General features: G+C 64.7%; 12 protein-coding genes. 5 read left to right on the forward strand and 7 right to left on the reverse strand.

All coding sequences use genetic code 11. From position 1 onward, the window contains the following. Positions 1-26: 26 nt before the first annotated feature. On the reverse strand, positions 27-1,226 hold the full coding sequence (locus tag ACZ1JV_RS13015) for an MFS transporter (protein ID WP_465151872.1): 1,200 nt from the start codon (positions 1,224-1,226) through the stop codon (positions 27-29). A 213-nt stretch (positions 1,227-1,439) separates the two neighbouring features. Here ACZ1JV_RS13015 and ACZ1JV_RS13020 point away from each other — a divergent pair, with 213 nt between their 5' ends. From ACZ1JV_RS13020 to ACZ1JV_RS13030, 3 genes are read left to right on the forward strand one after another with little or no spacing between them, the layout of a single operon-like run. Beyond that, positions 1,440-2,579: a GNAT family N-acetyltransferase gene (locus ACZ1JV_RS13020; protein WP_465151873.1), complete on the forward strand. Its 1,140-nt coding sequence runs from the start codon at positions 1,440-1,442 to the stop codon at positions 2,577-2,579. Next, a complete protein-coding gene (locus tag ACZ1JV_RS13025) occupies positions 2,576-3,412 on the forward strand; it encodes a proline dehydrogenase (protein ID WP_465151874.1) in 837 nt (278 codons plus the stop codon). The genes ACZ1JV_RS13020 and ACZ1JV_RS13025 overlap by 4 nt, the downstream gene beginning before the upstream one ends. Further along, a complete protein-coding gene (locus ACZ1JV_RS13030) occupies positions 3,409-4,149 on the forward strand; it encodes a hypothetical protein (protein ID WP_465151875.1) in 741 nt (246 codons plus the stop codon). The genes ACZ1JV_RS13025 and ACZ1JV_RS13030 overlap by 4 nt, the downstream gene beginning before the upstream one ends. 22 nt (positions 4,150-4,171) lie before the next feature. On the opposite strand, the gene ACZ1JV_RS13035 is transcribed toward ACZ1JV_RS13030, so the two are convergent. From ACZ1JV_RS13035 to cobA, 5 genes are read right to left on the reverse strand one after another with little or no spacing between them, the layout of a single operon-like run. Continuing rightward, positions 4,172-4,975 (reverse strand): phosphoadenylyl-sulfate reductase, encoded by an 804-nt coding sequence (locus ACZ1JV_RS13035; protein WP_465137540.1) that lies wholly within the window; start codon positions 4,973-4,975, stop codon positions 4,172-4,174. A 46-nt stretch (positions 4,976-5,021) separates the two neighbouring features. Beyond that, on the reverse strand, positions 5,022-5,453 hold the full coding sequence (locus ACZ1JV_RS13040) for a DUF934 domain-containing protein (protein WP_465151876.1): 432 nt from the start codon (positions 5,451-5,453) through the stop codon (positions 5,022-5,024). Next, complete coding sequence (locus tag ACZ1JV_RS13045) at positions 5,446-7,080, reverse strand: nitrite/sulfite reductase (RefSeq protein ID WP_465151877.1); 1,635 nt, start codon at positions 7,078-7,080, stop codon at positions 5,446-5,448. Before ACZ1JV_RS13045 ends, ACZ1JV_RS13040 begins: the two co-directional genes overlap by 8 nt. After that, on the reverse strand, positions 7,080-7,376 hold the full coding sequence (locus ACZ1JV_RS13050) for a DUF2849 domain-containing protein (RefSeq protein WP_465151878.1): 297 nt from the start codon (positions 7,374-7,376) through the stop codon (positions 7,080-7,082). Before ACZ1JV_RS13050 ends, ACZ1JV_RS13045 begins: the two co-directional genes overlap by 1 nt. Further along, the gene (gene cobA / locus ACZ1JV_RS13055) at positions 7,373-8,146 is read right to left on the reverse strand and encodes a uroporphyrinogen-III C-methyltransferase (protein WP_465151879.1); all 774 of its coding nucleotides are present in this window, start codon (positions 8,144-8,146) and stop codon (positions 7,373-7,375) included. The genes ACZ1JV_RS13050 and cobA overlap by 4 nt, the downstream gene beginning before the upstream one ends. Before the next feature lie 648 nt (positions 8,147-8,794). Between cobA and ACZ1JV_RS13060 the strand changes: the two genes are divergently transcribed. Together ACZ1JV_RS13060 and ACZ1JV_RS13065 are read left to right on the forward strand one after the other, a co-directional pair. Continuing rightward, the gene (locus ACZ1JV_RS13060) at positions 8,795-9,511 is read left to right on the forward strand and encodes a helix-turn-helix domain-containing protein (RefSeq protein WP_465151880.1); all 717 of its coding nucleotides are present in this window, start codon (positions 8,795-8,797) and stop codon (positions 9,509-9,511) included. Positions 9,512-9,836: 325 nt separating this feature from the next. Further along, positions 9,837-10,703, forward strand: coding sequence for a GGDEF domain-containing protein (locus ACZ1JV_RS13065; protein WP_465151881.1), 867 nt, complete (start codon positions 9,837-9,839; stop codon positions 10,701-10,703). A gap of 16 nt (positions 10,704-10,719) precedes the next feature. Here ACZ1JV_RS13065 and metC read toward each other — a convergent pair whose 3' ends face one another. Further along, positions 10,720-11,940, reverse strand: coding sequence for a cystathionine beta-lyase (metC, locus tag ACZ1JV_RS13070; RefSeq protein ID WP_465152562.1), 1,221 nt, complete (start codon positions 11,938-11,940; stop codon positions 10,720-10,722). Between the last annotated feature and the right edge of the window lie 166 nt (positions 11,941-12,106).

The raw sequence follows: 12,106 nt of genomic DNA on the forward strand, positions 1-12,106 counted from the left end.
TGGGGGCAGGTAGTGTACCGAGCGCCTCAGGCGCAGACCGGCACCGCTTCCAGTTCCACGCCGCGCTTGTGATGGGCCAGGGTCAGCAGGAACACCGCCAGACCGCCCAGCGACAGTGCTGCGCCGATCCAGCCGGTGGAGGTGAGGCCCCAGCCGGCCGAGATGGCCAGACCGCCCAGCCACGGGCCCAGCGCATTGGCGAAGTTGAAGGCGCTGTGGTGCGCGGCGGCGGCCAGTGCCTGCGCCTCGCCCGCAACGTCCATCAGGCGCGTCTGCAGGATCGTGCCCAGGCCGCCGGAGAAGCCCACCATCAGGATCACCGGAACCAGCGTCCAGATATTGCCCGCCGCGAAGGGGAACAGGGCGAGCGAAAAGGCGCTGAACAGCAGCGCGCCGATCGCCGCGCGGCTCTGCGCGCGGTCGGCGGCCCAGGCCCAGAACAAGTTGCCTACGGTCATGCCCACGCCGAACACCGCCAGCACCACCGGCACCAGCCCTTCGGACACCTTGGTCACTTCGATCATCGTGGAGGCGACGTAGGTATAGACCGCGAAGAGGCCGCCAAAACCGATGGCGCCGGTCAGCAGCGTCAGCAGCACTTGCGGGCGGCGCAGGGCGCTCAGTTCCCGCGCGGCGCTGGCGCCTTCCGACGGCGGCTGGTGCGGCGCGAACAGCGCGACGGAGGCCATGGTCATCAGCGCCAGCACCGAAACCACGGCAAAGCCCGCGCGCCAGCCCAGCGCCTGCCCCAGCCAGTTGGCGGCGGGAACGCCGATGATCGTGGCGACGGTCAGCCCCGACATCACCATGGCCACGGCCTGCGCGCGCCGGTTTTCCGGCACCATCGATGCCGCCACCAGCGCCGCCACGCCGAAATAGGCGCCATGCGGCAGGCCGGAAAGGAAGCGGAACAGGATCAGCAGCGGATAGCTGGGCGCCATGGCCGAAAGCCCGTTGCCCAGTGCGAACATTGCCATCAGCCCGATCAGCAGCGCTCGCCGCCCCACTTTCGCCGCCAGCACCGCGATCACCGGCGCGCCGACGAAGACGCCCAATGCATAGGCGCTGATGGCGTGGCCCGCCTGCGGCTCCGTCAGATGAAGGTCGCGCGCGAAATAGGGCACGAGGCTCATCGCCGCGAATTCGGTGGTGCCGATCGCGAAAGCGCCCATAGCCAGCGCAAGCGTGACGAGGGCAGGGTGGGTGTGTTTCTGGTTCGGGTTCATGTTGCACTGCAATATTGGGGGCATTTGGCACTTAGTACCCCACGGCGCAAAGCCAAGGCCTATGATGGGTGTGTTTTTTGCATGTAAAAATTCATGCCGCGCAACTTGCAGACATCGATGTCGGTCTAACTGACTGCCTTTTAACTTCGAATAAGCAGATTTCGGCTATTCACTCGCGCGGGGACGACAGTTGCGTCGTGAAGGGAATCGGCCTTGCGCCATGAAGCACCGATGGTGGAACGCGCCGCCGGGCCTGCTGGGCCCGCGTCGAACCGGCGCGCGCGCAGTCGGCAGCCGTCCGGAGAGATAGCCGAAAGCGAGTGGCGCGATCTGGAATCGCAGGCGCGATTGCCGTCGCAGATGCTGGCGTTCCACGGTGCGCTGGCTGCAACGATGCTGGCCGGCCGGGTGCAGCGGCTGGTGGCGGTGCGGGAGATGGGGCGCGTGATCGCGCTGCTGCCGCTTTGCCGTCGCAAGGGCTGGCTGGGGCGCTGGCACGCTGCCGGGGAGCGGCAGGTCTACGAGCCGGTTGATGCCCTCTGCCGCGACGATGCGGCGGCCACCGCGCTGGCGGGCGATCTGGCGCGGCTGAAGCGCCCCTTGCGGCTGGAGCGGGTCCCGGCGGATTCGCCACTGGTGCGGGGGCTGCGCAGGGCTATGCGGCGGCGGGGGCTGCTGGTCGTGCGGCCGGCCACCGGTTGCCCGACCATCGCCATCGACCCCGGCGCCACCGATCCCGAGGCGCGCTTCAATTCCGGCCGGCGTTCGGATTTCCGCCGCGCCCGCCGCCGGGCCGAGGCCGAAGGCGCGGTGACGTTCGAGATGCACGCCCCGTGTCGGGAGGAATTCGACACCCTGTTCGACGAAGCGGTGGAGATCGAACGACGCGGCTGGAAGGGAGAGACCGGCTCCGCGCTGGGCTGCGATCCGGTGAAGGCTGCATTCTTCCGCGATTTCCTCGGCCGCGCGAGTGGGGAAGGGGCCTGCCGCATCGCCTTCATGCGGATCGGCGGCAAGGCGGTGGCGATGCAACTCGCGGTGGAATTCCAGCGCCGCTACTGGCTGTTCAAGATCGGGTTCGACACGGCCTTTTCGCGGGTGTCTCCGGGTAATCTGCTGATGCTTCATGCGCTGGCCGATGCCACCGGGCGCGGGCTGCTGGGCATCGAATTGCTGGGCGAAGTGGAGCCGTGGATCATGGATGTCTGGACGCGGGAGGCGATGGCCTGCGTGCGGCTGCAGACCTATCCGTTCAACCTCCATGGCCTTGCCGCGCTGGCGGTGGAGGCGGCCAACTGGCTGTGGCAGCGGCGACCGGGATGGATGGCGCAAGGGCGGGCGGTGCAGGCATGAGTGCAGGCGTCGGCACGAAGCTGCGCGTGGCTCTTTCGCGCACCGTCGAGGCTGTGGCCCCCGCGCCGGACGCGGCGGCGGCAGCACGGGCGGCGCTTTCCCTGCGCGAACAGGGCATGGCGGCGACGCTCAGTTATTTCCCAGCATGGGATGGCGTGCCGGATGGCATCGTGACTGCCTGTGAGGCCCTGTCTCGCACCTTGAACGGCGCGGTTCCGGGCACCTGTCTGGCGATCAAGGCCTCCCCGCTGTACTTCGACAAGGACCTGCTGCGCGCCGTGGCCGGCCCGGCGCGCGGGGCGGGCATGACCGTGGTGTTCGACGCGCTGACCCACGCACAGGCGGGGCCGACGCTCGATCTGGTCGAGTGGCTGGCCGGTGAATACGGCACAAGCGGCACCGCGCTCCCCGCCCGCTGGCGACGAAGCACGGCCGATGCCGACCGCCTGCGCGACGCCCCCGTGCGCATCCGTCTGGTCAAGGGTGAGTGGGCCGATCCGGAAGGTGATGCGGGCGACCTTTCGGAGGCGTTTCTCGAACTAGTGCACCTGCTCGCCGGCCGCTCCGCGCCGGTGGGCGTGGCCACGCACGACCCGGCACTCGCCCGCGCGGCGCTGGAGATCCTGAGGGCCTCAGGCACTCCCTGCGAACTGGAGCAGTTGCGCGGCCTTCCCATGAAGCGCAGCAGCCGAGTGGCCGGCGAACTCGGCGTGCCGGTGCGGCTTTACTGGCCCTTCGGCCCGGGCTGGTGGCCCTACGCCGCCGAGAAACTGGTGGAGCGGCCTTATCTGCCGAAGTGGTGGGTGGTGGATCGGATGGGGGGCAGGCAATGAGAGCACGGGCAATCGTGCATTGGTTGCTTGGCTGCATCTCGCTTGGAATGCCGTCGTCATCGTGGGGGCAAAGCGCTGGCAGTTTTGATTTTGCCAAGCTCCACACGGAAACATGGGACGCTGCCGCCTCCACGAGCGTCCGATGGCACCCAACGCTTCAAAGGCCCATCGTTGAGGGTGTGGAATGCAAGGGCCGCAGCCGCCAGATCTCATTTTCGATGGATGAATCCGCGCAAGTAACTTTTCTGCGCGTGGATTTTCTCTCTGACGCCGCCGACGGATCGGATCTCGAATTCATCACGGCTCTGGGCGACCATCTGTGGCTGTATATCGATGGAGAACGGTGGGAATACGCGCATATTCCGAAGCATTCGTGGGAGTTTACGAATGTTGGATACCCAGTCCTGAAACAGGATGGGATCATCATTCCGATCTGGCGGGGAATTGAGGCGGTTCGGAAAGACGAGAGCCAGCCATGGTTGAATCTCAAGCTGTTCTACGATCGCCTCATCACTGCAAAAGATGTTGCCTGGGGGTTCAAGTCGCGAGACTGGAAAGTCGTAGACAGGAACGAGCCCGCAAACCAATTGCCTGAGGGGTGGCAGCAAAAGCGCTATCGGATCGACAATTCCGGCTTGCAGGAGGCAGTCTCGTGGTGTGCCGGCCAAGTTGTCGCAGATGCAGCCTATATCCTTCCCGACAAGATGAAAGTTGCCAGGCAGCCGGGATCAAATTGACCGGCTGCCTGAAAACCAAATCTTACAGATCCAGGCCGAACTCGGGCGCGTTCTGGTCGGTGTGGTCGGAGGTGGGATGGGCGACGTGGATGCCGCATTCGGTCTTGTCCCACCCGCGCCAGCGGCCGGAGCGGGGGTCTTCGCCTGCCGCCACCTTGCTGGTGCAGGGCATGCAGCCGATCGACGGATAGCCCTGCGCCACCAGCGGGTGCGGGGGCAGGTCGTGCTCGGCGATATAGGCGGCGATGCGGTCCGGGTTCCAGTCGATCAGCGGGTTGATCTTCAGGCGCCCCTGCGCGTCGGTCGTGTCGATCTCGAAGCGCGGCAGGGTGGCGCGGGTCGAGTTCTGGAACGCTTTGCGGCCGGTGAAGGAGGCATCGTAGTTCAGCAGCGCCTTTTCCAGCGGCTTCACTTTGCGGATCTCGCAGCAGCCGTCCGGGTCGTAGGACCAGCGCAGCCCGCTCTCGTCCTTCTTCGCCAGTTCCTCCGCATCGGGCAGCAGGTTGATCAGGTTGGTCAGGCCCAGCCGATCGGCCAGCTGGTCGCGATAGGCCAGCGTTTCGGGGAAGTGCTTGCCCGTTTCCAGGAACAGCACCGCCACCGAAGGATCGACCGAGGCGACCAGATGCAGCAGAACCGCCGATTCCGCACCGAAGCTGGACACGATCGCGATATCGCCGGCCATGCCTTCCTTGAGCACCGTTTCGAGCATTTCGTTCGTATCGGTGCCGCGGAACAGGCGGTTCAGGCGTACGGCATCGGCCTCGTCGAAACGAGGGCCGGTGTCGATCAGGTCGCGAATGCGAGTCACTTCGGTACGGGTCATCGGGTGGTCCCTTTTGACGGCGATTTTCCGGTTATCGAGGCGGAAATCAGCCGTGGCGCTTGGCCCAGATCGCCTGGCGACCGTCGACGACGGTGGCCTGGTAGACGTTTTCCCAACGGTCGAACGCGGTCTGCGCGTCCTGTTCGTTGAGGGCCTTGTCGGGCGCGAAGGCATCGAAGCCGCAGCGCCGCAGGTGGTGGAGCATGTCGATCACCAGATCGCCCACCGCACGCATCTCGCCGTCGTAGCCCGCTTCGCGCAGGATACGGGCGGAGGAATAGCCGCGTCCGTCGGTCCAGGCCGGGAAGCTGACTTCCACCAGCGAGAGACGGTCGAGATGCGGCAGCAGGTCGCGCGCGTCGTCGCCCGGTTCGATGCGGACGGCGCTGGCATTGGTCTGCTCGCCGAAGGAATCGACGGTCACCGCCGGATCGTTGACCGCTTCGTCTTCACGAAAGCGGAATTGGACTTCAACCATAGATCGCTTCCTTGAACGGAGCCATGCCGATACGGCGATAGGTGTCGAGGAAGCGTTCCTCGCCCTGCTTGTTGGCGAGATAGACTTCGGTGGCCTTTTCGATGGCATCGACCACGCCGTCCTCGGTAAAGCCGGGGCCGGTGATCTGGCCGAGCGAGGTATCCGCGCCCTCGCTGCCGCCCAGCAGGAGCTGGTAGTTTTCCAGACCCTTCTTGTCGACGCCGAGGATGCCGATGTGGCCCGCGTGGTGGTGCCCGCAGGCATTGATGCAGCCGGAGATCTTCAGCTTCAACTCGCCGATCTCGGCCTGACGCTCGGCGCTGCCGAAACGTTCGGAGATCTTCTGCGCCACCGGGATCGAACGGGCATTGGCCAGCGCGCAATAGTCGAGGCCCGGGCAGGCGATGATGTCGCCCACGGTGTCGAGATTGGCAGTGGCAAGGCCCGCTTCGTCCAGCGCCTGCCACACGGTGTAGAGGTCGGCCTTCTTCACGTGCGGGAAGACGATGTTCTGGGCGTGGGTCACGCGCAGTTCGTCGAAGCTGTAGTCCTTCGCCAGCTTTGCCATCAGGCGGATCTGGTCGGCGGTGGCGTCACCGGGGATGCCGCCCACGGGCTTCAGCGAAACCGTGGCGATCACATAGCCCGATTGCTTGTGGGCATGCGTGTTGCGCTCCACCCAAAGGCGGAAGTCGGGATCGGTCAGGTCCAGATCGTCCGGGGCGCCGGGATCGAAGCCGGGATCGACGAAGTGCGTCTTGATCCGCTCCAGCTCGGCCAGCGGCGGCTCGATCGGCTGGGTCAGCAGGTGCGCGAACTCTTCCTCCACCTGGCGGACGTATTCGTCACGGCCCAGTTCGTGGACGAGGATCTTGATGCGCGCCTTGTACTTGTTGTCGCGGCGGCCATAGCGGTTGTACACGCGCAGGCAGGCTTCGGCATACGTAATCAGCTGGTCCAGCGGCACGAAGTCGCGGATCAGCGGGGCGATCATCGGGGTACGGCCCATGCCGCCACCGGCGTAGAACTGGGCGCCGATCTCGCCCGCGTCGTTACGCACCATCTTGATGCCGATGTCGTGCAGGCGCATCGCCGCGCGGTCGGTTTCCGACGCGATGACGGCGATCTTGAACTTGCGCGGCAGCACCAGGAATTCCGGGTGGAAGCTGGACCACTGGCGCAGCAGTTCGGCGTAGGGACGCGGATCGACGATTTCTTCCGCAGCCGCGCCCGCATACTGGTCGGACGAGATGTTGCGGATGCAGTTGCCGCTGGTCTGGATGGCATGCATTTCCACCTTGGCCAGTTCGGCCAGGATGTCGGGCGTGTCTTCCAGCTTGATCCAGTTGTACTGGATGTTCTGGCGCGTGGTGAAGTGGCCGTAGCCGCGGTCGTACTTGTCCGCGATATCGCCCAGCAGCGTCATCTGCGCGGAATTCAGCGTGCCATAGGGCACCGCGACGCGCAGCATGTAGGCATGCAGCTGGAGGTAGAGGCCGTTCTGCAGGCGCAGCGGCTTGAACTGGTCCTCGGTAAGGTCGCCGGCAAGGCGGCGGCGCACCTGATCGCGGAATTCCGCGACGCGGGTATCGACCATCTGCTGGTCGTATTCGTCATACTTGTACATCAGATCACCCAGTCTGCGGCTGCGGGGTCGGACGGCTTCAGCGTCAGGTCCAGGCGGACGGTCGGCCCAAGCGCGCGGATACGCTCCTTGATATGGGCGGGACGAACGCCTTCATCGGTCTTCGCGCCATCGACGATATAGGCGCCGACGACGTTGCGGGCGCCTTCCTCGCGCGCGGCAAGGGCGGCGCCATGGTCGCCGACGTCGGCGGAATCGTTGACATCCAGCGACCAGCTTACGCCGGTCCACCAGATGACCGCCCCGGTCTTGAGGTCGTTGCCCGTCAGGATCTTCACTGTTGTACTGCCTCCAGCGCTGTTGCGCTTACGATGGTATCGGGCTGCGCGGTAACAGCACCGATGACGATGAGCGCGGGGCTGGCCACCCGTTCCCGCTCAACAAGCTCTGCAAGTCCCGCAAGCGACGCGCGCAGCACGCGCATGTCGCTTCGCGTCGCCTTTTCGATCACCGCGACGGGAACGTCGGGCGTCAGGCCGTCCGCGATCAGCTTTTCGGTGATCTGGGCGGCAGTCGCAAGGCCCATGAAGATCACCAAGGTCCGGCCCTTGCCGGCAAGGCCGGACCAGTCCTGGTCGGTCAGGCCCTTGCACTGGCCGGCCACGAACGTGACGATCGAGGCATGGTCGCGGTGCGTCAGCGGGATTTGCGCGGCGGCGGCAGCGCCCAGCGCGGACGAGATGCCGGGCACCACTTCCACCGGAACCCCGGCGGCGCGGCAGGCTTCGGCTTCCTCGCCCCCGCGGCCGAACACGAAGGGATCGCCGCCCTTCAGGCGCACGACGTCGTTGCCGGCCAGTGCCTCACGCACGAGGAGGGCGTTGATCTCCTCCTGCTTCATGGTGTGGCGCGAACGGGCCTTCGCCACCGAGATCAGGCGTGCCGACGGACGCGCCATGGAGAGGATCGCCGGATCGACGAGCCCGTCATGCACGATCAGCGCGGCGTTCATCACCAGCCGCGCGGCGCGCAGGGTCAGCAGGTCCGGATCGCCGGGACCGGCGCCGACCAGAAAGACTCGGCCAATGGAGGCGGGATTCGGTTGCATGGTGGCGCACATGATACCGCAGGACCGGGGATACCAGCCAGAATGGCTTTGCAGGGGGCAAGGGCGACTTTAGGGGGGAGAGGGCCGGTGCCGCAAAATTCGCATTACGCGAATTTTCAAACGGTCTCTCAGGCCGATCCGCACGAAAATGTCCTGATTGGGGCATTCCCCATGCAAGCGCTCAGGTCGTCGCAAATTCGACAAGAAATGCGCGCGCGCATGCCGAATGTCCCATAAAGGAAAAAGAGGTCGTTGCTGTTTAGGTGGCGTCCTGACGCGATTTAAGAGCGATGGCTTGCGCCATGGTTTTGAAATCGATGGATATTTTGGATGCGCGGCGGGTTAACGCGTTGATATAGCGATGCAATTTCGGGTGATGGTAGATATATATTAGTAATAAAACAGGATGAGTGTCGCAAAGTAATCGTCAATTGATGTCAATTAATCTGGCGCAAGTGCCGTGCAAGTGGTCGCAAGACGCTGTTCCTGCTTATCTGTTCTGTCTATAAGTGAATTGTGGGTGTTAAAGCTGCGATCGCAGGTAGACGGGTGGGGTAAGTGGTTGCCGCAGTTGGGTGACGACTAACCGGTGCGCTAACCAAATCTTAACCCAAGGAGGTGACTTTTGATCCTCTTGGAGATCGCGCAATGCCCATCGAGGCACATTTCGAAGTAAACCCCGAAGCTGTCACCTATGGCAGCGACCGTGTACGCGCACCGCGCCGCAAACTGATGTTCGAGACGCAGGGATCGAACGCCGGCGGGGTGGATCTGCCTGTACTGGTTCACAATTTTTCCGAATCCGGGCTGCTTCTGGAAAGCACGGCGCTGCTGACGATCGACGAAACGATCGAACTGGATTTACCGCAGGCCGGCCTGACGCCCGCGCGCGTGGTCTGGTCCAGCGGCAACCTTTACGGCTGCGCGTTCGACCGGATGTTGCCCAAGGCGGCGCTGAGTGCAGCGCAGCTGCGCGGTGTTTCGCAGCCGGGGATCGATCTGCCGGCAGCCGGCCGGAGTGCTTCGGATGCGCCTGCAGGTGGTAATGCGCCTGCCGCGATCGGCGGCGAAAGCCTGGGTGAACGCCTGCACCGGCTGCGCAAGGAGCGCGGGCTGACGCAGGGCGAACTGGCATCGCGTCTGGGCGTCAGCAAGCCGACCGTCTGGGCCTGGGAGCAGGGGCGCGCGCGTCCGATCGAGGACCGGCTGGAGGCGATCGCCCGCGAACTGGGTGTCGCCACGACGGAGCTTCGTCCGGGACGCACGGTTGCCGGCCTGCCGGAACTGATCGCCCGCTGCCGCGAACAGATCGCATCGGCGGTCGAGACCACGCCGGACAAGATCAAGATCATGATCGAATTGTGATCCCGTTTGGGGTCGCAAATTTCAAGATCGGCTGTTTTCGAGAATCGTCTTTGCGACTCGGTAATCAAATGGTAAATGCAGGAATAACAATTACTTAATACAAAGCAGGTTAGGTAACAGGGCTAACTTTCTTTGCGGTTGAATAATTGTTTGGGTCGCTTTGAGTGCGTTTGGTTGGTGGCTGCGTTTACTCATTTGCGTGGGTGCGCGTCTGCTAACCGGCAAGTTCGAGTGGCCACTTGTTCCTTGGGATCGTCTCGCGATCCATCGGCACCGGGGCACTATGAGCATGGGAATGGAATTCACATTCCGCGAATCTTGCACGTTGTACGGTCTTCTTGCGGAGACCACGTCGGACATCATCCTCAAGACGGATCTTGAGGGTGTGATCGTGCATGCCTCGCCCGCGATAGAGCGGCTGGGCGTGCGGATCGCGGCGGCGCCGCGCCTGCTCGATCTCGTGTCCGAAAGCGCCCGCGCCGCTGTGGCGGGCGAACTGGACGCAGCGCTTTCGGGCCGGGACGCGGAGGGGCAAACAGGACGCTGGGTGGAGTTCCCCGCCGTCTCGACCGACGAGCGCGATACCTGGTTCGAACTGCAGGCGCGCGCGCTGCGCGATGAGCAGGGCACGGTTTACGGCGCGCTGGCGGTGATGCGCAGCATCGATGAAAAGCGCGTGCTGAAAGACCAGCTTTTCGCCGCGACCTACACTGATCCGCTGACCCGCCTGACCAATCGCGCCGCTTTCATCTCCATGCTGGAACACATGGTGGATGCGCAGATGGATGGGTGCCTGGCGATGTTCTCCATCGACTTCTTCCGCACCATCAACATGAAATACGGCCAGAACACCGGCGACGATGTGCTGCGCGTCTTTGCCGACCTGCTGCGCGAGATGCTGCGGAGTGATGACCTGATCTCTCGCATCGGCTCGGAACGGTTCGCCGTGCTGCTGCCCCGCACCAGCCCCTCGCAGGCGCAGGCGATCTGCAGCCGTGTGGTGGCGACGCTGGCAGACTTGCGCCAGACCGTGGGCGAAAGCCGCATGGCGATCACCGCCAGCGGCAGCGTCGCCCAAATTGCCGACAGTCTGGACAGCACGATCGAGCGCGCGGAGCTGGCGTTGTTCTTCGCCAAGGCCAAGGGCCGTAACCGGCTTGAGATGGAGAAGCCACGCCGCGTGGCGGCGTGACTTTCTCTGGCGGGATTTAACCCGCCGTCATTGCATCCAGCGCCTGCTCGATGTCCGCGATCAGGTCGCCCGCGTCTTCCAGGCCGATGGAGAAGCGCACGCCGTAGATGTCGGCAGGGTTCTCCGCTTCCGGCGGCCAGGGCATGATCGAACGATAGCAGCTCGGCGTGATCGGGATGCACAGGCTTTCGAAGCCGCCCCACGAATAGCCGATCCCGAACAGCTTCAGCGCGTCGACGAAGCGATTGCGCTGGGCCATCGTCACGTCCTTGAACACCACGCTCATCAGCCCGCTGCCGCCGATGAAATCGCGCTGCCACAAGTCATGGCCCGGCGCCTCCGGCAGCATCGGGCAGAGCACTTGCGCCACCTCTGGCCGGTCGGAGAGGAATTGGGCGATCTTCAGCGCCGTCTCGGTGCCCTGCTTCAAACGGACGCCCAGTGTACGCAGGCCGCGCAGCGCCAGCGCCGCGTCGTCGGGAGAGACGATATTGCCCAGCTGCTGCGCGCGGTTACGCAGCTTGGCGTAGAGGTCCGCCCCGGCACTGGCAGAGCCCATCATCAGGTCCGAATGGCCGCCGACATGCTTGGTCAGCGCCATCACCACCACGTCCGCGCCCTTGGTCAGCCCGTGGAAGCCGAGCGGGCTGGCCCAGGTATTGTCCAGAACCGAGATCGCGCCCTTTTCGCGGGCGATCCGGGTCAGCGCCGGCACATCGCAGACTTCCATCGACAGGCTGCCCGGCACTTCCAGCATCACCGCGCGGGTGCGTTCGGTGAACAGCGCCTCATAGGCGGGAAGGTTGAGCGGATCGAAGAACCTGGTGGTCACGCCGAAGTCGGTCAGCAAGCCAAGGCCCATCGATCGGGTCGGGTCATAGGCATTGTCGGTGATCAATAGTTCGTCGCCGGGGCGCAGCAGCGTCAGCATGACGCCGACAATGGCGGCCACGCCCGAAGGATAGATCACCGTGCCCGCGGCGCCGGGTTCCAGCTGGGTGAGGGCATCGCAGAGCGCCCACTGCGTCGGCGCGCCGCGGCGGCCGTAGAAGAAGCGGCCATCCTCGTTATGGCGCGGCCCTTCGGCCAGTGCGGCGGTATTCTCGTAGAGATGCGTGCTGGCGCGCCAGACCGGCGGATTGACGACCGCGCCAGTCCAGTCCTTGCGCCGCCCCCCGGCAACCAGCTTGGTGGCGGGGGAAAGGTCGTCGATATTTTCGAAATCGCTCAAGGGAATCTCCAGTTGTCCGTTTGGAAATCCGGCCGGAGGCCGAATTTCAGCGGCACCGGCCCGCTCCCCCACCCGACCTCCCAGAGTATATCCCGTTGGGAAGTCGGGTGGGGGAGCGGGCCGGTGCCGCTCGGTCTTGCGACGAACCCTAGTCGTGCGGCGATTGCCGGTC

The sequence above is a fragment of the Novosphingobium sp. BL-S-19 genome (genome assembly GCF_055521675.1).

Bases quoted from the DNA above. Each gene is read 5' to 3' on its own strand.
- ACZ1JV_RS13015 (WP_465151872.1), bottom strand. From the start codon at position 1,226: ATGAACCCGAACCAGAAACACACCCACCCTGCCCTCGTCACGCTTGCG.
- ACZ1JV_RS13045 (WP_465151877.1), bottom strand. From the start codon at position 7,080: ATGTACAAGTATGACGAATACGACCAGCAGATGGTCGATACCCGCGTC.
- ACZ1JV_RS13025 (WP_465151874.1), top strand. From the start codon at position 2,576: ATGAGTGCAGGCGTCGGCACGAAGCTGCGCGTGGCTCTTTCGCGCACC.
- ACZ1JV_RS13060 (WP_465151880.1), top strand. From the start codon at position 8,795: ATGCCCATCGAGGCACATTTCGAAGTAAACCCCGAAGCTGTCACCTAT.
- ACZ1JV_RS13030 (WP_465151875.1), top strand. From the start codon at position 3,409: ATGAGAGCACGGGCAATCGTGCATTGGTTGCTTGGCTGCATCTCGCTT.
- cobA (WP_465151879.1), bottom strand. From the start codon at position 8,146: ATGCAACCGAATCCCGCCTCCATTGGCCGAGTCTTTCTGGTCGGCGCC.
- ACZ1JV_RS13040 (WP_465151876.1), bottom strand. From the start codon at position 5,453: ATGGTTGAAGTCCAATTCCGCTTTCGTGAAGACGAAGCGGTCAACGAT.
- ACZ1JV_RS13035 (WP_465137540.1), bottom strand. From the start codon at position 4,975: ATGACCCGTACCGAAGTGACTCGCATTCGCGACCTGATCGACACCGGC.